The organism is Dictyobacter alpinus, from assembly GCF_003967575.1.
GTDB lineage: Bacteria > Chloroflexota > Ktedonobacteria > Ktedonobacterales > Ktedonobacteraceae > Dictyobacter > Dictyobacter alpinus.
The window spans coordinates 4,873,233-4,899,547 of record NZ_BIFT01000001.1; the positions used below are offsets into that span (position 1 = coordinate 4,873,233).

A 26,315-nucleotide genomic window follows, 5' to 3' on the forward strand; every position below is an offset into this window, starting at 1 on the left:
ATCCTTCGTTCTTATTCAGTGGGAAGCTGTGCCAACTCTTCTTCTGAGAGGGCTTCGATCTCTTGATAAATCTGGGCTATTTCCTCGATCGTTTCGCGTCCACCAGCTATCTCGGCTATTGCCTGCACCTGCTCCTCAATAGTGGTGCAGGTAAAGAAAAGATTGAGGGGGAACTCTAGCTGAAAAATGGTCTGGATGCGTGAGATAATCTGTGTCGCCAGCAGCGAGTGGCCGCCGGCTTCAAAAAAGTTATCGTTGACGGCGACCTGTTCGGCGCCCAGGCTGTGCATCCAGATGGCCGCCAACACTGTTTCCGCGGCAGTCTGTGGCATGCGCCTTTGCCGCTGGCTGTTCTTCTCCTGTGGATGGGGGAGCGCTTTGCGATCGATCTTGCCATTGGGAGTCAATGGTAGTTCGTCGAGTAGCAGGAAGGCGCCTGGGAGCATATAGCCCGGCAGCCTGGCGCGCAGGTACGCTTGTAGTAACTCTTCCAGGCCCTCGCCCTCGGCGGCTTTGTCGCTGACAACATAGGCTACAAGCTGTTGGCTCCTGGACGACTCTTCCCAGATTGTGACCAGGGCAGCGCGCACATCCGGATGGGTGAGCAGGACCTCTTCAATTTCGCCCAATTCAATGCGGAAGCCGCGCAATTTAACCTGGTGATCTACGCGACCGAGGAACTCGATCTGCCCATCGGGTAAGGTGCGTCCAAGATCGCCGGTCCGATAGAGACGGCTCCCTGGTTGCTGGGCATAGGGATCTGGCAGGAAGGCGGCCGCCGTCTGCTCAGGGTGCTGCAGGTATCCCCGCCCCACACCGACACCTCCGACATATATCTGGCCGATGACGCCTGGTGGAACGAGTTTCAGGTGGTCATCGAGCAGGTAAATGGCCAGGTTGGCGATGGGATAGCCGATGGGAATGCTTCTCTTTTCTAACGTGTTCGCCTGCGTGATGATAGCGTGCGTGACATCGTCCGAGCATTCGGTGGGGCCATAGGCATTGATCAACGGGATGTGCCGTGAATGCTGTAGCCAGCGCCGGCCGAGCTGTGGTGACGCGGACTCCCCTGTAATAATGAGGTAGCGCAAGGCGGTGAGCTGCGTGGTGGAAACGGCACCGGTGTAATCGATCTCGTCAAGCCAGATGCGCAGCAGCGATGGTACCACCTCTAACAGAGAGATGCCCAAATGGTGGACGTGCTCAAGCAGCCGGATGGGTTCATGGGTGATTGCGTTGCCCAGAATATGGGTCTGTCCGCCTGTGAGTAGTGCCGCCCAGAATTGCCAGACTGAGATATCAAAACAATGCGATGCCGTCTGCGCTATGCGCTCAGACTGTTCGATCCCCAGGGTCTCGATCTTGGCATAGAGATGATTGAGCATTCCCCTGTGTGTAATCATGGCTCCCTTGGGACGCCCGGTTGATCCCGAGGTGAAAATGACGTACGCCAGTTGATCTGGATGATAGCGAACCGCCCGACGTTCCGCCATGCCTGTCAGTTCCTGCGTGCTAAGCTGATCCAGTTTGATGATGTGCGTGGTACACTCTTCAGGTAGCTGACGCTGTAACGTAGTGTTGGTGAGGATGAGGGCTGGACAGGCATCGTTGAGAATGGTGGCGATGCGCGCCGCTGGATAGCTTGTATCAAGCGGAATATATGCTCCACCTGCATAGAATATGGCCAGCATGGAGATGGCCATGTCCAGTGATCGCTCAAGGTAGATACCCACCAGTGTTTCGGTCCCGACGCCTTGTGCGGCCAGGTAGTTGGCCAATCTATGCGCGCGTTGATGCAGCACACCATAGGTAATAGCGTGCCCTTGAAAAACAAAGGTGATCCTCTCTGGCGTCTGCCGGGCCTGTGCCGCGATCAGTTCTGGCAGCAGCAACTCTGTCTGATAGCGGGCCTGGCCTGCTGTGGCCTGCCTGCGAACCGCCTGCGCCTCTTCCTCTGACAATAGTTCAAGGTCCGCCATCCTTGCCTCTGGTGTTTTAACCACATTGTATAGCAGCGTCTGCCAGTGATGCAGGAGACGTCGAATAGTGGCCGCTTCAAAAAGATCCACGTTATACTCAATCTCGCAGTCAAGTTCCTGTCCATCGTCTGTGACGGCCAGCGAAAGATCGAATCTGGCCACCATCCTATCTATGGTAATGGGACTGAAATGGAGTTCCTGCGAAGTTGCCGTCTGGAGGCTTGCTATCTGGTTGGTCACCTGGTAGGTGAAGAAGACTTGAAAGAGTGGCGAACGGCTGAGGTCGCGTGTGGGCTGCAACTCCTCAACAAGCTTTTCAAATGGCAGGTCCTGATAGGAGTAGGCATCCAGTGTAACCCGGCGCACGCGCCTGAGGATCTCTTTGAAGTTGGGATTCCCGCTCAGATCGGTACGCAGCACCAGGGTGTTGATAAAGCAGCCGATGATATTTTCGATCTCCTGCCGATCACGATTGGCCGTATCTATGCCGACGACTATATCGATCTGCCGGCTATACCTGGCGAGCAGAATTTGGAAGGTGCTTAGCAGGACCATGAAGAGTGTGACCTCCTCTTGCCGTCCGAGCGATTGCAGCGCGTCGCGTAGCCCTGCATCTATGCTAAATCGCTCGCGCGCCCCTCTGTAGGTCTGGTAAGGTGGGCGAGGATGGTCGGTGGGCAATTCCAATGTCTCGCTGTCCTGAAGCTGCTGCCTCCAATAGGCCAGCTGCCGTTTGAGTTCGTCCCCCTGTAGCCATTGCTGTTGCCAGAGCGCGAAATCAGCGTACTGAACAGGCAGGTTGGCCAGGGGAACGGGTCGTTGCGCGCTGAGTGCCTGGTAGATCGTGCTGATCTCGTGGGCCAGGATATTCATCGACCAACCATCGGTGATGATATGATGCATGGTGAGCACAAAGACATGTTCTTGCGGCCCCAGATAGAGTAAGGTGCTTCTGAACAGCGGCCCCGTCAGTAGCTGGAATGGTTGCGCCTCTTGCTGCTGAATGAGCGAGTGGAGCGTCTCTTCTCGCGTTTGTGGCGTGAGGGCGCTAAGATCGATCAGCGGCAGGTTGGCAGATACCGCCGGTCCGATCAATTGCTGTGGCGCGCCATCATGCGTTGGAAAGGTCGTGCGCAGGCTCTCCTGGCGCGCAATACTGTAGCTCAGGCTCTGGATCAGTGCCTTGACCTGCAGCTTGCCTTTCAAGTGGAGGGCGATAGGGATCGTATAAATGGTGTTATTGGGTTCTAACTGGTGCAGGAACCAGAGTCTCTGTTGCGCGAACGAGAGTGGCAGCACCTGATCGCGGCTGGTTGGAGCCAGTGGAGGTAGATGCGTCCCTCTCTGCTGAAGTTGCGCCAGTTCAATGTGCTGGGCCAGTTCCACAATCGTCGGGTGCTCAAACAGGATATGTAGCGGCAACTCGATCTGTAAGAGTGTACGTAGCCGGGATATGAGCTGTGTGGCCAGTAGGGAATGGCCGCCAAGGTCAAAGAAATGGTCGTGAATATCGACCTGCGAGACGTTCAGCAGCTTGCTGTAGAGCTGCACAAGCGTCTCTTCCAGCGGCGTACGTGGCACGGTCTGGCTCCCTTTTTCCCGTGCCATCGTGGACGGCGCTGGCAATGCCTTACGATCCAGCTTCCCATTATGGGTAAGTGGCAACTCTTCCAACCAGACCCATCGTGTGGGATGGAGTGCCGCAGGCAATTTTCCATTCAGGTAGCTGCGGATCTCGCGCTGCAATGCCTGCGCGCTGCTCCAGCCCCATGTATGTCCATGCTCCGCCTCCAGGTGTGCCGCTATTGTGGGTGAGCGGCGGGCATAGATGGTATAGAGATCGGTCGCGGTCAGGTAACGCTCCTTTTCAATAGCGAGCTGATAGCCCTGTGCTTGCAGGAGCTGGGTGCATGCCTGCAGGCGTCCTTCAAGATCATGGACCTCCATCACGATCTGCTGGATCTTCGGCCAATCTTCGTTCTGGATACCCTTCAATACGGCCAATTCGCCCTTTTCAACGTCAATTTTGAGCAGATCGATCTGTGCAATCTGTTGTTGTGCGATGACATCTGAGAGCGTTGTCATGGTGCATTGAATGGTTTCGCTGGTGAGCCGTTCGCTAATGAGTTCGTCTAGCTCCTGCGGTGTTAATCCGCCTGTCTCGGGTAACTGCCGCAGGAATGAAGCCACCACGGCCCGCTCTTCGTCCACATCGGCGTACTGACCCGACATAATCGAGATATGGGGATAGTAGGTGAGCGGCACCGACATCTTTGCGTCGGCCAGGCCCTGTTCAAAGATGGTCGCCTGGAGCCGATAGATATCCGCGTTCAACTGCGCGATCTGGTGTAAAGGGGGAATGGGTTCAAAGGCGTAGATCCTGGCGTCGGGACATTGTTGGCCGATAAAGAGGCTGAACAGACCGATATTGGCGCCAATATCAAAGACGCAGCTATTGGCTGGCAGCTGAATGCCATTGCTGGCGTAGGTATTGTCCTCAAAGATTTCGCGATACAGAAACTCGGTCTCGTTTTTATTCTGGCTCACAATAGTCATCCCATTGGGGAGTTCATATTGTTGGCGGGCGCTAATCAGGCCCGCGTTTTGCAGGTGTAAAAGATAGAAGAGTGGATGAGCTGCCTCTCTATCAGGGACCAGATAGGCGATCAGCTGTGGATTGTGCTGGCTGTCGGGTTGCGTGGTAACGACGGCATCGCGGATGGCGGAGTGGTGGCTGAGGATCGTTTCGATCTCGCCGAGTTCGATGCGCTGGCCACGGATCTTGACCTGGAAATCGAGGCGGCCCAGGTAGCTGAGCGTGCCATCCTCCAGCCAGCGCACACGGTCCCCGGTCCGGTAGAGGCGCGCCCCCGGCTGCTGGCTCAGCGGATCAGGCACGAAGCGCTCGGCGGTCAGGGCCGGACGCTCGGCGTAGCCGCGAGCCAGACCGATGCCGCCCAGATAGAGCTCGCCCGGTACGCCGATGGGCAGCGGTCGCAGTCGCTCGTCAAGCACATAGACGCGCAGGTTGGCGATCGGCCGACCGATGGGGACCTCGCGCCGCAGGCTCTCAGGCTGACAGGTCCAGGCGGTCACATCGATGGCCGCCTCGGTGGGTCCGTACAGATTGTGCAGCCCGGCTCCCAGACGCGCGAAGAAGCGCTGCTGCAGCTCGAAGGAGAGGGCCTCCCCGCTGCAGATAACATCGCGCAGACTCTGACAATGGCTGACCTCAGGCTCCTGCAGGAAGACCGAGAGCATCGAGGGGACAAAGTGGCACAGACTTACTGCCTGCTGCCGGATCAGCGCGACCAGGTAGGCGCTATCGCGCTGGCCCTCGGGGGCGGCCAGCAGCAGACGAGCGCCGGCGAGCAAGGGCCAGAAGAACTCCCAGACGGAGACATCGAAGCTAAAAGGGGTCTTCTGCAGGACGCAATCGGTGGCATCGAGTTGGTAGCGCTGCTGCATCCAGAGCAGGCGGTTGAGCAGAGCCTGCTGGGTATTCATGGCCCCCTTGGGCAGGCCGGTGGAGCCGGAGGTGTAGATCATATAGGCCAGCTGCTCAGGATGGACGAGGGTGGGTAGGGGAGCGTCGGACTCCCCGGCGATCAGGATCCAATCACGATCCAGACACAGGCGTCGGCAGTCGGACGAAGGCAGCAGGGGGAGCAGAGGATGCTGGGTCAGCACGAAGGAGAGGTGGGTATCCTCGATCAAGAAGCGCAGGCGCTCGGTGGGATAGTCGGGATCGAGGGGGACGTAGGCGCCACCGGCCTTGAGGATGGCGATGATGGCGATGACGAGTTCCAGGGAACGCTGCAGACACAGGCCGACGAGGCGATCGGGACCGATGCCCTGGGCGTGCAGGAAGTGGGCGAGCTGATTGGAGCGACGCTCCAGCTCCCCATAGCTGAGCTGCTGTTGCTCAAAGGTCACGGCGATGCGGTCCGGGTCGTGCGTGCACTGCTGCTCAATCAACTGCTGTAGAGAGTCCCCATAGCCGCTGTAATCTGTCTCAGTTGTATTCCACTGCTCAAGTACCAGACTCTTTTCCTGTACACTGAGCAGGCTTATCTCCTTGATTGGCTGCTCTACATCGGTGGTCAATGCTTCCAGGACGAGTAACCAATGGTCGAGCATGCGCTCAATCGTCGTGGTATCAAAAAGATCGGTATTATATTCAAGTAGGCAGTCGAGGGTCTGTTCTGTATCCGTTACGACGAGTGTCAGATCAAACTTCGCCATCGTGCTATTCTCGATCTCAACAGGGCTGATCTGTAGCTGCTGCAGTGTATAGCTTTCGGCGTCCAGTGCTTTCTGCAGTGAGAAGGCCACCTGGAATAGCGGGAAGCGACTGAGATCGCGCTCGGGATGGAGTTCTTCCACCAGTTTCTCAAAGGGAAGATCCTGGTGCGCATAAGCCTGCAGAGCTTTTTCGCTCACCTGTTTGAGCAATTGCTTGAATGTCATCGCGCCGCTAAGGTCCGTGCGAATCACCAGTGTATTGGCGAAGAAGCCGATCAGGCCTTCGATCTCCGTACGCGTGCGATTAGCGATCGGTGTGCCGACCGCGATATCGCTCTGCCCGCTATAGTGGGCCAGCAACACCTGGAAGGCGGCCAGCAGGGCCATAAACTGTGTCACCCCTTCCTGCTGACACAACTGGTTGAGCCGTTCACGGAGCTGGCTGGAGATCTTTATCTGCCGTTGATCCCCACAGAAGGTCTGGGTCGCTGGGCGTGGGCGATCGGTTGGGAGCTGTAGTGGCTCTAGATGCTGCAATTGCTGTACCCAGTAGCGCATCTGCTCCTGATAGAACTCGCTCTGAGCGAGGACCTGGCGTTGCCAGACGGCGAAATCGGCATATTGAATCGGCAGCTTCGCCAGTTCAGCGACCGTCTGTTGATGGAAGGCGTTGTAGAGCGTCGCCATCTCTTGTACGAGAATCGTATTTGACCAGCCATCCGAGATGCTATGATGCATGTTCAGACATAGCACATGTTCCTGTTCAGCAACGCGAATGAGCATTATGCGTAGTAGTGGACCCTGCGCAAGATCGAAGGGCCGCTGCTGCTCTTGCTGAAGTATGGCCTGAATGCTCACCTCACGCTGCTCCGATGCCTCGGTGCTGATATCGAGGTAGCTCATCGCGGGCTGACCCGGTTCGGTGATGATCTGTACCGGTTGTGTATCCTGGACCTGGAAGCAGGTCCGCAATGTTTCGTGACGAGCGATCAGCGCGGCAAAGCTCTGCTCCAGGACCTGTATATTGAGGTCTCCCTGCAGGCGAATCGCTTTAGACAGGGTATAGGCCGTACTCTTGGGCTGCAATTGATTGAGGAACCAGAGGCGCTGCTGACCAAAGGATAGCACCGGTGGCTGCTGCCGATCCCGCAACTGGATAGTTTGTGGATGTGAGGACTGGCTTGTCTGCGCGATGTAGCGTGCGATGCTCGCGATGGTCGGCTGCTCGAAGATTACCCGCAATGGTATCTCAACCTGCAGAATGGTGCGTATGCGCGAGACGATCTGGGTCGCCAGCAGCGAATGGCCGCCAAGATCGACGAAATGATCGTTGACGCCGATGTGTTGAACGTTGAGCAGGCTCTCCCATATACTTACCAGCAGTTCCTCTACCAGAGTGGAGGGCGCTACATAGGCCGTCTTTTGTTCTTCCGCGATCTGCAGGTCCGCTAGCTTGTGGCGATCAAGCTTGCCATTGGCGGTCAGCGGCAATGAGCGCAGGTAGACAAAAGTCGCTGGTAGCATGTAGGCCGGCAGCTGTTGCTCAAGGGCCTGACGCAACAGCTGCGTCGAGGGTGTATGCGTTTGTTTCCTGGGGACTACGTAGGCCACCAGTCTCTGATCCTCCTGAGCCAGCACAACGCATTCATGCACCTCTGGCAGTTGGCGTAAGGCCGCTTCAATCTCTCCTATCTCGACCCGGTACCCCCGGATCTTGACCTGATTATCGATGCGACCGAGGTACTCAATAATGCCATTCTCATCGGCGCGCACCAGATCTCCTGTGCGATAGAGGCGAGCGCCATCTTTAAAGGGATGGGGGATAAAACGTTCGTCAGTGAGTGCTGGCTGGTTCAGGTAGCCGGCCGCCACCCCGGCGCCACCTATGTACAGTTCGCCGGCAATGCCCAATGGTACGATCTGGGCGGATTGATCGAGGAGATATACCTCAGTATTGGTGATGGGGCAACCAACTGGAACTGTGCTATGCCCGGCGAGCGCGGAGCTATCAACGCGATAGGTGAGGGCGCCAATGGTGGTCTCCGTTGGCCCGTAGTGATTGGTAATCGTTCCGCTATAATCCAATGCCTGCAGACGTTGCAGCAGCGAGCGGGGAAAGACCTCACCACCCAATACCAGGTGGCGCTGTGGTAAGATCTGTCGGCTCTCAGCCGTGGACAGCAGCGATGAGAGATGAGAAGGCACGATCTTCAAGACATCGATGCGCTGCTGGCTCATATAGTTGCCAAACGCCGCGCTTGAGGTAAAGGTCTCATAGGTGATGAGGTGCAGACAGCCACCGGAGGCCAGGGAACAGAAGATCACGGTATTGCCCAGGTCGGCCGCCAGGGTAGAGACACTGGCAAAGTGCAGTCCTGGCTCGCTGGCTATGAATTGACTGAGACTCTGAATATAGTTGTTTACTCCTGCGTGGCGCAGCATAACACCTTTCGGCCTGCCGGTTGAACCAGAAGTATAGATGATGTAAGCCAGGTCCTGCAGATCATTCACGATACCGGGATTCGTCGTGGCCTCCTGTTCCAGGCCTTCTCGTGGGTCGTCAAGCATGATGAGGGCGCCCGGAGCGCCTGTGAGTCGTTCCTGCAACACACCTGATTGGGTGAGAATGACGGACGCGGCTGTATCCTGTAGCTGCCACGCGATACGGCTGGCCGGTTGCTCCGCATCCAATGGTACATACGCTCCCCCCGCTTTTAGCGTCGCTAACATACCCACCAGCATAGAGATTGAACGCTCCAGGTAGAGCGCCACCAGACTATTGGCGGTGATCCCGCTGGCGATGAGGCGGTGCGCTAACTGGTTGGCGCGCTCATTTAATTGCCGGTAACTGAGCTTTTCGGGTCCACAGACCAGCGCTGTCTGGTCTGGATGTCGGGCCGCGTAGGCCTCAAAGTGCTGAATCAGGTTATGTGTCTGCATGGGGGACTGGGGGCCTGTAAAGAGCTGTTGGAGTCTGGCGGCCTCGTTCTCTGTCACAAGCGCGAGCTGTCCAGACTTAATGGAGGCTCCGGCGCTGACCTGTTCGAGCAGCCTGCTAAATACATGGCCGATCTCGCTGGCATGCCCGGCCGAGATGCTGGTGGCATCAAAGTGTAAAGTCAGGTAGAGCGCAGCTTCGGTCTGGATACTATTGAGTTTTAATAGAAATGGTTCGCTCAGGCTGGCCTGGTGCAATAAGGTGGCCTGGAGATCCCTGGACGCATTGACGCTGGACCAGTCATCGAACTCAAATTGCACTGGAAAGCCTGTCTGCTCTGTAGGCGCGTTAAAATAGAATTGCGCATCCCTTGCCTCTTGCAGTGCGGCCTTTACGAGCATCAGACTCTGATCTACGGAGTGCTGCCCACTCAATTCGATACCGAACGGAACCAGGCGCGCGTATGCCCCCACCGCTGTTTGTAGCTCTTCATAGTCGCGTCCACTGCACGCAATACCGTGCAGGTACGGGGAAGCGTTTGTCAAGCGCCAGAGTAACGTCTGCCAGCAAGTGAGGAGGACGACTTCACCGGTAACCGCGTAGCGCTCCGCCAGAGCTAGGAGCTGCCGGGTAACGGTCGTATCAACGGGAATGCTGATGCTCTGTGGGGAGAAAGCCTGCGTGTCTGTCCCCTGGTAATGCTGACTGAATGGTACTGGCGCGCTGGCGATCTGCGCAAGGTCGAACCTGTCCCAGTAAGCTTGTTGTTCGGTGGCATCGTCCTCCTGAAGCAGCTCGTTTTGCCAGTTAGAGACATCAACGTATTGGAGTGGCTCTTCCTCCAGCTTCTCCCCATGCTGTATATGCGCATACATGCGCAGTATATCTGTCACGATCTGTTTATGCGTGAAGGTATCTCCGCACAACGTCGGGATGCTGAGGAGGAGGATATGCTCCTGCGGAGTGATACGCAAGAGTTGCGCTTGAAATAGGGGACCCCTGGCCAGGTCGATCCCCGGCTGCTGGATATCCGCGACATAGTGTTGTATGAGCGCGTCTCTATGCAGCGTCTCGTGTGGTGCAAGTTGTATGATCGGGCAGCACACCTGGTAATCAGGCTGGATGACCTGCATCGGCACTTCCATGCCTGGTGATATATAGAAGGTTGTGCGCAGTATTTCATGCTGTGCGACGATTTGCTGCAGGGCTTGTAAGAACAGGGCTGTATTGAGCTGACCATCGATGCTAACAGCGCTACGCGTATAATAAACCAGATCTTGGCCTTGATGCGTCCAGAGGCGTGTCTGTTGCAGGGAAAGTTGAAAGCCCTTTAAATCTGTCTTTTGCATGGATACCTGTACTCCTGATTTCTATCGTTAAGCAGTGATATGCAGAGAGGGATCGGCACATACATTGAACATTAGGTGGTTGCTTTTCCTCGTTTTAATTTGCGCAGGCCTGTGCTCAGGCGTTCTTTGCGCTGTTGCGCTTCACGACTAAGCTCCAGCTGATTATGCCTGGTGAGAAGATTGATTGGCGTATCGCTGTGCTGAGTGGCGCTGTCGAGCAGGGTGACAAATTGCTGCATCATGGTAGCTATGGTCTCTTCTTTAAAGAGATCTGTGTTATAGACAACGATACCCTCTAACCCGTCTTTCCCCTCCTGTAAAAAGAGAGCGATTTCAAATTTCGCGCTAGTAATCTCGTGTTGTAGCACCTGGAGCGTCAAATCGACCATCTGCGGCTCGCTTTGTGGCTGGTTCTGGAGCACCAGCAAGATCTGCACGATTGGTAGGCGATTGGGTTCATGCTCGGGCCTGAGGTGCTCAACGAGCATCTCAAATGGCGTGTCGTAGTGTTTGTATGCGCCTAGCACTACGTCGCGCACACGTTGCAGAACATGCTGAAACGAAGGATTTCCACTGAGATTTGTGCGCAAGGGCAATAGATTGACGAAGAAGCCGATCAGACCTTCGGTTTCGACATGTGTGCGGTTCGCTATATCCGTTCCCACGACCACATCAGCCTGTCCCGTATAGCGATACAAAAAGATCTGGAAGGCGGCCAGCAGGGTCATAAAGAGCGTGGTGCCCTCTTGCTGACCGGCCCTGTGTATGGCGTCCTTGAGTTGCGCGGGTAGCGTAAAGATGTAGTGCGCTCCATGCTGCGTCGGGCGTGGTGGTCGTGGATAGTCGGTGGTGATCTCCAGGGGTCGCACGCCTTTGAGCTGCTCGCGCCAGTAGTCCAGGTGTTGGGCTAGCAATGTCCCCCGCAGCCATTGGCGTTGCCAGATCGCGTAATCACGATATTGGATTGGCAGGCTGGCTAAGGAAAAAGGCACCTGCGTGGCTACATGGTTATAGAGCGCGCTTAGCTCTCGTACCAGCACGTCGAGGGACCAGCCATCAGCGATGATATGGTGCATGCTCCATAAGAATAGATAGCGTGTCGGCTCAAGCCTGATCAGTGTGGTCGCGAAAAGTGGACCTGTGGTGAGATTGAAAGAGCGATCCGCGTTCTGCCGGAGCAGCGTCCGCGTGATGCGTGTTTGCGCCTCTCTATCCAGCGTGCTCAGGTCAATGATCGGTAGCTGGAAGGTGCCGGGCTGCTGGATGACCTGGATCGGCTGATCGTTTTCCACCACGATGTGTGTGCGCAGGCTCTCGTGGCGCTCAATGATGGTGGCGATACTCTGTTCGAGGGCGCGCAGATGAAGCCTTCCCTGTAGCTCGACCGCGATAGGAATGGTGTAGGCGGAGCTACCGGACTCAAGCTGATCCAGAAACCAGAGCCGCTGCTGCGCAAAGGAGAGCGGCGCTGTCTGACCCTGGGCCAGTGGTACCAGAGGGGGTGTCTGCGCGATTGGCGCGCCGGCAATTCTTTGTTCGATCTGCTGGGCGAGTCCTTCAACGGTAGGATATTCAAAGATGAGGTGCAGAGGGAGGTCGCTCTGTACCACTTTGCGCAGCTGTGCGATGACGCGGGTCGCCAGCAGCGATTGGCCTCCAATGGCAAAGAAGTTATCCCGCGCCGAAGAGACCGGCACACCTAAGATTTCGCGCCAGGTATCAGCCACCAGAGCCTCCAGGGGATTATGCAGCTGCTCGCCCTCCACCTCTCTTTCGCCAACGTGAGATTGATCCTCAATGAGGAAGAGCGCCTGCCGATCGACCTTGCCATTTCTTGTTAAGGGGAAGCTCTCCACCTGCACGAAGGCGGATGGAAGCATGTAGTCTGGCAATGCTGTCTGGAGGAATGCGCGCAGCACCTGGATAGAGAGGCTGGCTTGCTGCTGAGGAACGATATAAGCGATGAGGTTGCGCTCCTCTCCCATCTCTCCTCGGGCCAGCACGATGGCGTCCTGAATGTGCGGGTGGCGAACTAACTGAGCTTCTATCTCTCCCAGCTCGATGCGGAATCCGCGTATCTTGACCTGCTCATCGATACGGCCGAGGTATTGGAACGTACCATCGATATGCAGGCAGGCAAGATCGCCCGTGCGATAGAGGCGGGCGCCACCTATCTGACTGTATGGATGTGGGATGAAGCGCTCGGCCGTCAGCGCTGGACGCTGCAAGTAGCCCGCGCTGACACCCTCACCTCCCACGTAAAGTTCGCCCGCGACCCCGAACGGGACGCATTGTAGATACCTATCGAGTACATAGAGCTGTAGATCAACTAGGGCCGATCCAATCGTGCTGCCTGCCTCTCCGGCGACGTCGCGGGCCGTAATCTGATGATAGGTGACGTGGACCGTCGTCTCAGTGATGCCGTACATATTAATCAACTGTGGGTTTTCCAGACCATACACGTCTATCCAGGGTTGTAGGCGTTGTGGATCTAGCGCCTCCCCACCGAAGATGATAAAGCGCAGCGCGAGCTGTCTGGGGCTGCCCAGGCGCTGATTCGATTGTACGAGTTGCTGGAAGGCTGAGGGCGTCTGATTCAGGATTGTAACGGCCTGCTCCTCCAGCAAGTGGTGGAACATGTCTGGATCGCGAGTCACCAGGTAGGGGACAACCACTAGCTTACCGCCATAGAGTAGCGGCCCCCATATCTCCCAGACCGAGAAATCAAAGGCGTACGAGTGGAATAAGGTCCAGGTATCGCTGGCCTGAAAGTGGAACTGTTGCTCCGTTGTCTGGAAGAGTCTGGCCGCCTGTTTGTGCTGCACAACGACGCCTTTGGGGGTGCCGGTTGATCCTGACGTATAGATAATATAGGCGGGCACCTCAGAGGAGATGGTAGGCAGATTGTGCTCGGGTAGCGCCGTTAGCTGTTCCTGATAGGCATCTATAACTAGCACGTGTGTGAGCTCCGAGGGGATGCGTTCCCGCCATGCCTGCTGTGTGAGCAAGAGGGGCATCGCGGTATCCGCGAGCATAAAAGCCAGCCTCTCTGGTGGCAATGAGGGATCGAGCGGCACGTAAGTGCCGCCGGCCTTCAAGATGGCCAGGATAGCTAGCGGGAGTGCGAGTGAGCGTTCCAGGTAGACCCCGATCGGCATCCCGATCCTTGCCCCCTGGCTGTGCAGGAAGTGTGCCAGCTGATTTGCCCGCTGATTAAGCTCCGTATACGTGATCTGCTCGTCCTGGAAGACCAGCCCGATAGCATCGGGCTGGAGGAGCACCTGCTGCTCAATATAATAAGGAAGGGCGTGTCTGTCCGCATTGGTTTTTATCTGATGCGCTGTTTGTGCCCCCAGGATCTGTTGTCTCTCCTCCGGTGTAAGCAGTGGCAGGGTCCCGACTGGCTGCTCGGGATGGGCCAGGGCGGCATCGACCAGCAGCAGCCAGTGTCGGGCCAGGCGCTGGATCGTCGCTGCGGCGAACAGATCGCGATTATATTCAAAGGTGCAGCTGAGGCCCTCGGTCTCCTCATCTACCGTCAGGGTCAGGTCAAACTTGGCTCCGACCGGCTGCACGTCGAGCAGCGTTGGCTGGAGTCCAGCGAAAGACTCGGAGACCTGCGTTAACGGAGTGGCATTCTGCAGCACAAACATCACCTGGAAGAGTGGGGAGCGTGCCGGATCACGTGGCAGCTGCAGGCTCTCCACCACCTGCTCGAAAGGCACCTCCTGATGGGCATAGGCATCCAGGGTCAGCTCACGCACGCGAGCCACCAGCTGCTCAAAGCTGGGATCGCCCACCAGCGAGAGGCGCAACACCAGCGTATTGACGAAGAAGCCGATCAGGCCCTCCAACTCTGGCTGCGTGCGGTTGGCGATCGGAGTGCCGATCGGGAGATCCTGTTGCCCGCTGTAGCGCGCCAGCAGCAGGCCGAAGAGACTGAGCAGGGTCATAAAGAGGGTGCTGCCGCTACGCTGGCTAAGGGCGACGAGCTGAGCGCGTTGAGCGCTGGAGAGGCGCACTCGCTGCCTGGCGCCCGTAAAGGTCTGCAGCGCCGGGCGCGGGAAGTCAGTAGGCAGCTGCAGCGTGGGTAGCTGTCCCAACTGCTGCTGCCAGTAGTGCAGATGGGGTGCCAGATAGTCGGCGCTGAGCAACTGGCGCTGCCAGAGGGCGAAATCGGCGTACTGCACAGGCAGCGGCGGGAGTGCAGGTGTCTGCCCATCACACGCCGCCTGATAGAGGGCACGGATCTCGCGTAGCAGGATGCCCATCGACCAGCCATCGGAGATGCTGTGATCCATGCTCAGCAACAGCACATGCTCCTGGGAAGCCAGCCTCAGCAGAAGGCCGCGCAGCAGGGGGCCGTGGCGCAGATCAAAGGGGATGCGCAGCAACTGTTGTAGCAAGGGAGCGCTGGATTGCTCGGCGGGCGGCAGGCCAGTGAGATCCACCAGCGGCAGCAGGAACGTCGAGGATGGCTCGATCTGCTGGAAGGTCTCGCCATCCTGGCTGTGCAGGGTGGTGCGCAGGATCTCATGCCGATCGAGGAGTTGCTGGAAGCTCTGGGTGAGGGCCGCGAGTTGCAGGGTCCCCTGGAGCTGCAGGGCGACTGGCAGGTGGTAGGCGAGAGTGGTTGGATCGAACTGATGCAGGAACCAGAGCCGCTGCTGGGCAAAGGAGAGGGGGAGCGGGCGGTTGCGGTCGACCGGCAGCAGGGGAGGGCGTGAGAGCGCGGAGGTGCTGGAGCTGGAGTGCTGCTGCTCGATGAGACGAGCCAGGGCACGCACGCCAGGAGCCTCAAAGAGGGCGCGGACCGGCAGGTCGAGGTGGAAGCGCTGGCGCACGCGGGCGACGACCTGGGTGGCGAGCAGGGAATGACCGCCAAGGGCGAAGAACTGATCGGTGACCGAGACACGGGGGAGCTGGAGTACCTCGGCGAAGATGGAGGCCAGTAACTCTTCCGTGGGTGAGGGAGGAAGGGCAGGCAGGGTCGATTGAGCGGACGTAAAGGACGGAATGGGCAGGGAGCGTCGATCGATCTTGCCATTGGGAGTCAGGGGGAAGGCTGGCAGAGGGAGGATCGCCGATGGGAGCATATAGGCTGGCAGCTGCTGAGCCAGCGTCTGCCGCACCAGCTCCACCTCAAAGTCCTCCCCATCCTCAGGCACCACGTAGGCGGCGAGATAGGCATGGCCAGGCTGCTCTTCGCGTGCCAGGACCACGGCCTCGCGCACCGCCGGATGGCGTTCCAACTGCTGCTCGATCTCGCCGAGTTCGATGCGCTGGCCACGGATCTTGACCTGGAAATCGAGGCGGCCCAGGTAGCTGAGCGTGCCGTCCTCCAGCCAGCGTACACGGTCCCCGGTCCGGTAGAGGCGCGCTCCCGGCTGCTGGCTCAGCGGATCGGGCACGAAGCGCTCGGCAGTCAGGGCCGGACGCTCGGCGTAGCCGCGAGCCAGACCGATGCCGCCCAGATAGAGCTCGCCCGGCACACCGACGGGCAGCGGTCGCAGTCGCTCGTCAAGTACATAGACGCGCAGGTTGGCGATCGGCCGACCGATGGGGACCTCGCGCCGCAGGCTCTCAGGCTGACAGGTCCAGGCGGTCACATCGATGGCCGCCTCGGTGGGTCCGTACAGATTGTGCAGCCCGGCCCCCAGACGCGCGAAGAAGCGCTGCTGCAGCTCGAAGGAGAGGGCCTCCCCGCTACAGATAACATCGCGCAGACTCTGACAATGGCTGACCTCAGGCTCCTGCAGGAAGACCGAGAGCATCGAGGGGACGAAGTGGCACAGACTTACTGCCTGCTGCCGGATCAGCGCGACCAGATAGGCGCTATCGCGCTGGCCCTCGGGGGCGGCCAGCAGCAGACGAGCGCCGGCGAGCAAGGGCCAGAAGAACTCCCAGACGGAGACATCGAAGCTAAAAGGGGTCTTCTGCAGGACGCAATCGGTGGCATCGAGCTGGTAGCGCTGCTGCATCCAGAGCAGGCGGTTGAGCAGAGCGCGCTGGGTATTCATGGCCCCCTTGGGCAGGCCGGTGGAGCCGGAGGTGTAGATCATATAGGCCAGCTGCTCAGGATGGACGAGGGTGGGCAGGGGAGCGTCGGACTCTCCGGCGATCAGGATCCAGTCACGATCCAGACACAGGCGTCGGCAGTCGGACGAGGGCAGCATGGGGAGCAGAGGATACTGGGTCAGCACGAGGGAGAGGTGGGTATCCTCGATCAAGAAGCGCAGGCGCTCGGTGGGATAGTCGGGATCGAGGGGAACGTAGGCACCACCGGCCTTGAGGATAGCGAGGATAGCGATGACGAGTTCCAGGGAACGCTGCAGGCACAGGCCGACGAGGCGATCGGGACCGATGCCCTGGGCGTGCAGGAAGTGGGCGAGCTGATTGGAGCGACGCTCCAGCTCCCCATAGCTGAGCTGCTGCTGCTCAAAGATCACGGCGATCTGATCGGGTCGGCTGGCGAACTGCTCGGCCAGCCTCTGCTGTATGCTGCACTCCAACGCATAGGGCGTCTCGGTCGCATTCCACGCCCGTAACTGCTGCTGCTCATTCTGCGTGATCTGCAAGAGGGTATCAACCTCTTGTTCTGGCTTGTTCATGATGCGCTTAATGAGCGTATGGATGGTTTCCAACAGCCGCTCAATGGTCATCTGCGTAAAAAAAGTGCTGTCATAGACAAACTTGATGTGCAACTGTTCACCGGGGACAACCATCAACACCAGAGGATAGTTCGTCTGTTCGTCCGTCTGGATGCTGTGGATATCGAGGACGTTCCTGGTATCCTCGATAATGCTGTCGAGGGGATAGTTTTCAACCACAAGTATGCTCTCAAACAATGGCCGCCCCTGGGCGACCTCGTTCCATGCCTGAATCTGTACCAGCGAGCTATATTCATACTGCTGCAGTTCCGCATTATGAAGCTGCAACTGCTGGAGCCAGGCGACGACGTTTTCGTGGGCTGGTATCCTGATGGCGAGGGGAAGTGTATTGATAAAGAGTCCAACCATCATTTCGACCCCGATCAATTCGGCCGGTCTCCCCGCTACCGTGGTTCCAAAAAGGACCGTGCTTTCCCCACTATAGCGGCTCAGCAATAATGCCCAGATACCCTGCAGCAGGCTATGTATTGTAATGTGATAGTGACGAGTAAACGCCTGCAGCTTTTGCGTATCATCTGCTGTTAGCAGCGCTGTTCGTTCCAGATAGGTGACTGCTGCTGGTCGTTTCTGATCCGTTTGTTTGTCGGGCAGGGGGGTCGGATATTGTATACCCTGCAGTGAACTGCGCCAGAAGTGCTCGCTTGCCTCGGATGATTGCTGCTGTAGCCAGGCGACATAGTCGCGATAGGCACGCACCGACTGCCACTGGCACGGCTGGTTCCGCACTCTGGCTTGATAGCTGACCAGGATATCGTTGAAGACCAGCGGGATGCTCCAGCCATCTAAAATGGCGTGGTGATAGCTCCAGCAGACCATCGTGCTATCCTGCCCCAGGTGGAAGATCGCCAGGCGCTGCAACGGGGGCTGATCCAGCAGAAAGCCTTGCTCGCGATCCTGTTTGAGGTATGCCTGTAATTGCGCATCCTGTTCCGCCGCAGCGAGGTCCTGCCAGTCAAATGTGCGCAGCGGCACTTGTGCCGCGCGATAGACTATTTGAACGGGAGGCTCGATCCGTAAAGCGGTGCGCAGGACGGTGTGGCGCTGTGTCACTTCCTGCCATGCCGCCAGGAGGTGTTCTATATCCAAGGCGCCATCAATGGTGAAGGTGGTCTGCTGCACATAGACACCTTCATGTAGTGCATATAGGGAATGAAAGAGGAGACCATGCTGTGTTGGGGTCAGCGGATAGATATCCTGGATGCACTCTCGTGCGGACTGCCCCTGCTGGATATGGTTTTTTGCGGCCGATTGTACTAGCGTATCCAACTGTTCCTGTGTTAACGTGATGAGCGGGAAATCAGAGGGGGTGTACCTTCCCACTCCTGGTTGCTGGCAATAGGCGATCAGGTTGGTGAGCCGTTTATAGAAAGTGTCGACCAGCCTTTGAATGGTATCCGCACGATGTATGTGAGCGCTATAGGTGAAACCGAGCGTAAGCTGCTGTTCATTGATACTACCAACAATCTCTATGAGGTAGGGGCGCGGACCCGCTGGCTGATGTGTAAGACCTATGGTTGATTGGGCAAGTGAGAAGCCGGTAGTATGCATTATCTGGTCAAACTGGCCGAGATAATTAAAGGAAACTTCGGCTTGCGGATAGCGCGCCAGGGTATCTCGCACGCCGCTCTGCTGGCAGAGATAGCGCAGCAATCCATAGCCGATGCCGTGATCAGGGATGGCACGTATCTGTTCCTTGATATCCACCAGGCTGCGATCGAGATCCCACGCATGAGATATGCTTATGTAGAGAGGGAAGATACTGGTGAACCAGCCGATTGCCTGGGAAGGATCAAAGTCAGCGAACAGCTCTTCTCGACCATGGCCCTCTACATCGACAAATAAGGGGAGGTGCTGCCAATCATCAAATGCCAGCGCCAGGGCCGCCAGTAGGGTATCATTGATGCGCATGTTATAAGCAGCGGGCACCTGCTGCAATAGGGCTGTTGTCGCGGCGTGCGAAAGCGTAAAACTGATCGTTCGCGCGGACGCCTCCAGATTTTCTCCATCTGGAAAGTCACGATGCAGCGGCCGCACTGGATGATCGAGTGCGGCTTGCCAGTAGGCGACCTCTGCTAGCAGGCGTTCCGACTGAGCGTAGACCCGGAGCTTCTCTGCCCATTGCTGATACGTATTTTGCGTGCCCGCTCTCTTGCTGTCCTGTCCCTGCAGCGCATTGTGCACATCCTCCAGGAGGATACGCCAGGAGACGCCGTCAATAACGAGATGGTGGATCACGATCAATAATTGCCTGTCTTTTCCAGGGTCTGTTTCAAACAGGACGATGCGACTTAAAAGGCCGGTGGTCAGTTTAAGGCTGGCATGATAGTGATTCGTTAATTGTACGATCATGGCCTCTTGCTCGCTGGCAGGGATATGGGAGAGATCGATGCGAGTGATGTCCGGGGTGCCAAACTGTGCCGGGATAGTAGCCTGCCATGTTTCCTGCTCATAGTGGAACCGGGTATGCAAAATCTCATGCTGTTGCAATACCGCGCACAGAGCCTGTTCAAGCAGTGTCAAGGATATAGTGGGAGATAGCTTCAATAAGATAGCCTGATTCCAATAATCGGGTGCGGGCAACTGTTGCGAGAAGAACCAGTGTTGAACAGGCGTCAGTGGTACTGGTCCTGTATGCGGCCCGGATGGAGCATCTACGATGACCTCCTGTATATGCAGGAGCGGGCTGAGTTCCGCAATGGTTTGATACTGGAAAAAATCTTTGACCTGTAGCTGCAAGCCAGCTTTTCTGGCTTTTGAAACCGCTTGCAGACTTAAGATAGAATCACCGCCCAGCGAGAAGAAATTGTCATAGATGCTTACGCGAGGAAGGTCAAGGACCGTGCTCCAGATGCCGGCCAGTAACTCTTCTTCAGGGGTCCGCGGTGCGACAAAGTCCGTTTGTCGCTGTCGCAAAGATCTCTGTGGTGCTGGTAGCGCTTTGCGATCGACCTTCCCATTTGTTGTCAGGGGAAGTTCATCAAGCAGCAGAAAATGGGCAGGTAGCATATAGTGAGGAAGTTTTCCCTGCAAATATTTCAGGAGCTCTTCCTGTGTGGGGGCATTATCCTGTTGTATTACAAGGTAGGCGGCAAGATAGGGATGGCCAGGCTGCTCTTCGCGTGCCAGGACCACGGCCTCGCGCACCGCCGGATGGCGTTCCAACTGCTGCTCGATCTCGCCGAGTTCGATACGCTGGCCACGGATCTTGACCTGGAAATCGAGGCGGCCCAGGTAGCTGAGCGTGCCGTCCTCCAGCCAGCGCACACGGTCCCCGGTCCGGTAGAGGCGCGCCCCCGGCTGCTGGCTCAGCGGATCGGGCACGAAGCGCTCGGCGGTCAGGGCCGGACGCTCGGCGTAGCCGCGAGCCAGACCGATGCCGCCCAGATAGAGCTCGCCCGGTACGCCGATGGGCAGCGGCCGCAGTCGCTCGTCAAGTACATAGACGCGCAGGTTGGCGATCGGCCGACCGATGGGGACCTCGCGCCGCAGGCTCTCAGGCTGACAGGTCCAGGCGGTCACATCGATGGCCGCCTCGGTGGGTCCGTACAGATTGTGCAGCCCGGCTCCCAGACGCGCGAAGAAGCGCTGCTGCAGCTCGAAGGAGAGGGCCTCCCCGCTACAGATAACATCGCGCAGACTCTGACAATGGCTGACCTCAGGCTCCTGCAGGAAGACCGAGAGCATCGAGGGGACGAAGTGGCACAGACTTACCGCCTGCTGCCGGATCAGCGCGACCAGATAGGCGCTATCGCGCTGGCCCTCGGGGGCGGCCAGCAGCAGACGAGCGCCGGCGAGCAAGGGCCAGAAGAACTCCCAGACGGAGACATCGAAGCTAAAGGGGGTCTTCTGCAGGACGCAATCGGTGGCATCGAGCTGGTAGCGTTGCTGCATCCAGAGCAGGCGGTTGAGCAGAGCCTGCTGGGTATTCATGGCCCCCTTGGGCAGGCCGGTGGAGCCGGAGGTGTAGATCATATAGGCCAGCTGCTCAGGATGGACGAGGGTGGGTAGGGGAGCATCGGACTCCCCGGCGATCAGGATCCAGTCACGATCCAGACATAGGCGTCGGCAGTCGGACGAAGGCAGCAGAGGGAGCAGAGGATACTGGGTCAGCACGAGGGAGAGGTGGGTATCCTCGATCAAGAAGCGCAGGCGCTCGGTGGGATAGTCGGGATCGAGGGGGACGTAGGCGCCACCGGCCTTGAGGACGGCGAGGATGGCGATGACGAGTTCCAGGGAGCGCTGCAGACACAGGCCGACGAGGCGATCGGGACCGATGCCCTGGGCGTGCAGGAAGTGGGCGAGCTGATTGGAGCGACGCTCCAGCTCCCCATAGCTGAGCTGCTGCTGCTCAAAGGTCACGGCGATCTGATCGGGTCGGCTGGCGAACTGCTCAGCCAGCCTCTGCTGTATGCTGCGCTCGAAAGCATAAGGTGTCTCGGTCGCATTGACTACCTCCAGTAGTAGATGCCTGTCCTCCGGTGTAAGCAGTGGCAGGGTCCCGACTGGCTGCTCGGGATGGGCCAGGGCGGCATCGACCAGCAGCAGCCAGTGTCGGGCCAGGCGCTGGATCGTCGCTGCGGCGAACAGATCGCGATTATATTCAAAGGTGCAGCTGAGGCCCTCGGTCTCCTCATCTACCGTCAGGGTCAGGTCAAACTTGGCTCCGACCGGCTGCACGTCGAGCAGCGTTGGCTGGAGTCCAGCGAAAGACTCGGAGACCTGCGTTAACGGAGTGGCATTCTGCAGCACAAACATCACCTGGAAGAGTGGGGAGCGTGCCGGATCACGTGGCAGCTGCAGGCTCTCCACCACCTGCTCGAAAGGCACCTCCTGATGGGCATAGGCATCCAGGGTCAGCTCGCGCACGCGAGCCACCAGCTGCTCAAAGCTGGGATCGCCCACCAGCGAGAGGCGCAACACCAGCGTATTGACGAAGAAGCCGATCAGGCCCTCCAACTCTGGCTGCGTGCGGTTGGCGATCGGAGTGCCGATCGGGAGATCCTGTTGCCCGCTGTAGCGCGCCAGCAGCAGGCCGAAGAGACTGAGCAGGGTCATAAAGAGGGTGCTGCCGCTACGCTGGCTAAGGGCGACGAGCTGGGCGCGTTGAGCGCCGGAGAGGCGCACTCGCTGCCTGGCCCCCGTAAAGGTCTGCAGCGCCGGGCGCGGGAAGTCAGTAGGCAGCTGCAGTGTGGGCAGCTGTCCCAACTGCTGCTGCCAGTAGTGTAGATGGGGTGCCAGGTAGTCGGCGCTGAGCAACTGGCGCTGCCAGAGGGCGAAATCGGCGTACTGCACAGGCAGCGGCGGGAGTGCAGGTGTCTGCCCATCACACGCCGCCTGATAGAGGGCACGGATCTCGCGTAGCAGGATGCCCATCGACCAGCCATCGGAGATGCTGTGATCCATGCTCAGCAACAGCACATGCTCCTGGGAAGCCAGCCTCAGCAGAAGGCCGCGCAGCAGGGGGCCGTGGCGCAGATCAAAGGGGATGCGCAGCAACTGTTGTAGCAAGGGAGCGCTGGATTGCTCGGCGAGCGGCAGGCCAGTGAGATCCACCAGCGGCAGCAGGAACGTCGAGGATGGCTCGATCTGCTGGAAGGTCTCGCCATCCTGGCTGTGCAGGGTGGTGCGCAGGATCTCATGCCGATCGAGGAGTTGCTGGAAGCTCTGGGTGAGGGCCGCGAGTTGCAGGGTCCCCTGGAGCTGCAGGGCGACCGGCAGGTGGTAGGCGAGAGTGGTTGGATCGAACTGATGCAGGAACCAGAGCCGCTGCTGGGCAAAGGAGAGGGGGAGCGGGCGGTTGCGGTCGACCGGCAGCAGGGGAGGGCGTGAGAGCGCGGAGGTGCTGGAGCTGGAGCGCTGCTGCTCGATGAGACGAGCCAGGGCACGCACGCCAGGAGCCTCAAAGAGGGCGCGGACCGGCAGGTCGAGGTGGAAGCGCTGGCGCACGCGGGCGATGACCTGGGTGGCGAGCAGGGAATGACCGCCAAGGGCGAAGAACTGATCGGTGACCGAGACATGGGGGAGCTGGAGTACCTCGGCGAAGATGGAGGCCAGCAACTCTTCCGTGGGTGAGGGAGGAAGGGCAGGCAGGGTCGATTGAGCGGACGTAAAGGACGGAATGGGCAGGGAGCGTCGATCGATCTTGCCATTAGGGGTCAGGGGGAAGGCTGGCAGAGGGAGGATCGCCGATGGGAGCATATAGGCTGGCAGCTGCTGAGCCAGCGTCTGCCGCACCAGCTCCACCTCAAAGTCCTCCCCATCCTCAGGCACCACGTAGGCGATCAAATGCTGATCACCAGATGTTCCCTCCCAGAGATTGACAACGCACTCCCGCACAGAGTCTTCGCGGGCGATAAGAGCTTCAATCTCGCCCAGTTCAATGCGATAGCCACGAAGCTTAATCTGTTGATCGACGCGGCCAAGGAACTCAATGCTCCCATCAGCACGGTAGCGACCAACGTCTCCGGTATGATACAGGCAGCTACCCGCAGTAGTAGTGAAAGGATCGGGAATGAAGGCGCGGGCCGTCTTCTCCACGTCATGCAGATAGCCGCGACCAACTCCTACCCCCCCCACATAGATCTGCCCGCTGTGCCCAATCGGGACGGGGAGCAGGTGCTCATCAAGAATATAGATCTGTGTATTAGCGATCGGTCGCCCAATGGGCATCGACAGACTGGACGTGGACTCCTCGCCCCGATAGATAAACGCATGGGTGACGTCATCGGAGCACTCGGTGGGTCCATAGGCATTGACCAGGGGTAACTGTGAATACTGTTCAAACCAATGCTGGCAGAGTGAAACGGGGAGCGCCTCGCCAGTCACGACTAGCCAGCGTAGCGAGGACAGGGCTGCTGTATGGCGTTCCGTCTCTATTTGCAGGATAACACTGAGCAGCGAGGGTACCACTTCCAGAATCGTGATGCCAGATGTCTGCGTCTGCTGGTGGAGCGCCTCTGGATCGTGGCTACAGTCATCTGAGAAGATGTGCGTCTGCCCGCCGGTGAGCAACGCTGCCAGCAATTGCCAGACCGAGATATCAAAGCAGTGCGAGGCGGTCTGCGCGACACTATCGTCCGCGCTGAGCTGTAGATCATCAACCTTGGCGAGCAGATGGTTCAGCATCCCTTGCTGGGTGACCATGACGCCCTTTGGCCGGCCGGTAGAGCCAGAGGTATAGATAATATAAGCGAGCTGCCGAGGGTGGATAACCGGGAGGCAGGGCCTCTCCTTATCCCCAACGCCATCGTACGGGCTATCATCAAGGCGGTACACCTTTACAGATGGAGCAGGGGTAAGTGTCGCGTGCAGGCTCACAGTGGTGATAATCAGCCACGGTTGCGCATCCCCAACAATAGCCAGGAGCCGTTCCTGAGGATAGGCCGGATCTAATGGGAGATAGGTCCCACCACATTTCCAGATAGCGAGGATGGTGATTAAGAGGTTCGCGGAGCGCTCCAGGTAGAGGGCGACCAGCGTCTCTGTCGTTACGCCTGCCCCCAGGAGCCGTCTGGCTAGAAGAGTGGTTTGGTAATCCACTTCTTGATAGGTCAAAGACTGATTCCCGTACACGAGCGCCACTCTATCAGGTGTTCGCGCGACCTGCGCGGCAAATAGATGCAGGAAACTGGTAGCGAGAGGATAGTCAGTAGTTGTAGCATTCCATCCCACCAGCAAGCGCTGTTCCTCCTCAGGATTTAAAAATGGGAGATAGCCAATCCGTTGCGCGGGCTGGCTGGTGGCGCTAGCTATGATGTTGCGCCAGTGGGCTATGAGGCGGGCGATGGTATCCTCTTCGAAGAGATCGGTGCTATATTCAAAGCTGATATCCAGGCCATCGGCGACTTCCTGGATCTCCACCATGATATCAAATTTGGCGCTCCCGCTTTCAACCATGAGTGGCTGAGCCGTGGTTTGACCCAACTGGAGCTGTGTCGCCGGCGTATTATTAAAGACGAACAGGACCTGTAGTGGTGGCTGTGTGCTCCACGACCTATCCGTCTGTATGGCGGCCACAAGTTCTTCAAACGGCATATCCTGATGCGTCAGAGCATCGCGTATCACACGCTGCACCCGCTTAAGCACCGTTTGAAACGAGGGATTGCCAGAGAGATCGGTTCTCAGCAGCAAGGTATTAACCAGGAAACCAATTATGTGTTCAGTGCCAGGACGTAAGCGATTGGCGATCGAGGTGCCAATGACGATATCATCTTGATGGGTGTAGCGGTGCGCAAGGATCTGGAATGTCGAAACCAGAGCCATAAACAACGTGACGCCTTCTTGCTGACTGAGCGCTTTGAGCCGGGCCAGCAGGGAGTAAGGGAACCGAGCGCGATAATGCGCACCTTTCATGCTGAGCATGGAAGGTCGGGGCCGGTCTGTTGGCAGATTCAAGGGACTCATACCCTGGAGTTGTGTGAGCCAGTATTGTGTTTGCTGCTCCCGTACCGATCCCTGAAACCACTGCCGCTGCCAGACAGCATAATCGCTATAGCTGACAGGAAGTTCCGTTAATGGCGAGCTATGTTGATGCATGAAGGCCGCGTACAGCACATTGAGTTCATGTATAAACAGGCCAATCGACCAAGCATCAAAGATGATATGGTGGAAAAGGAACAGCAAGACATGCCGATCAGATTGCATCCGTACCAGATGAATTCGGAAGAGGGGTCCCTTGTCCAGTTGGAAGGGGCGTTGCGCATCCTGTGTTGAGAGCCGCTGTACCTCTCGCTGCTGCTGGCTCCCCGTCAGCAAGCTCAGATCAATCAGAGGCAGAGGGAGCGTGCGCTCTGGCAAGATAACCTGCTCCGGGGAGCCATCGTGTGCCACGAATTGTGTACGGAGCGTTTCATGACGACGTACAATCTCCTGTATACTATGCCATAGGACGGCTATGTATAGCGGACCGGTGAGCTGGTAGGCTCCAGGCAGATTATAAGAAGTAGCTTTGGCATCTAGTTGCTGAAGGAACCAGAGCCGCTGCTGCGCGAAGGACAGGGCGACCGGACCCTGCGGCCGACGATGGGGTATCTCTTGTTGCCGCGTTGATTGTTGCTGCGCTAATTTCGACCGTAAATGTTGCTGGAGTAATTTCTGCTTGGCTGCTGAGAGTTGAGAAAAGTCTTGCATAGGT

General features: G+C 58.0%; 2 protein-coding genes. Both read right to left on the reverse strand.

The features are described 5' to 3' along the window. Window positions 1-11 precede the first annotated feature (11 nt). Window positions 12-10,511 carry a non-ribosomal peptide synthetase gene (locus tag EL633_RS19160; RefSeq protein WP_126628724.1) on the reverse strand — a complete coding sequence of 3,500 codons (10,500 nt, stop codon included), beginning with the start codon at window positions 10,509-10,511 and terminating at the stop codon, window positions 12-14. Between the two features lie 71 nt (window positions 10,512-10,582). Further along, entirely contained in the window at window positions 10,583-26,311 is a 15,729-nt protein-coding gene (locus tag EL633_RS19165; RefSeq protein ID WP_161982257.1) for a non-ribosomal peptide synthase/polyketide synthase, read from the reverse strand. Window positions 26,312-26,315 lie beyond the last annotated feature (4 nt).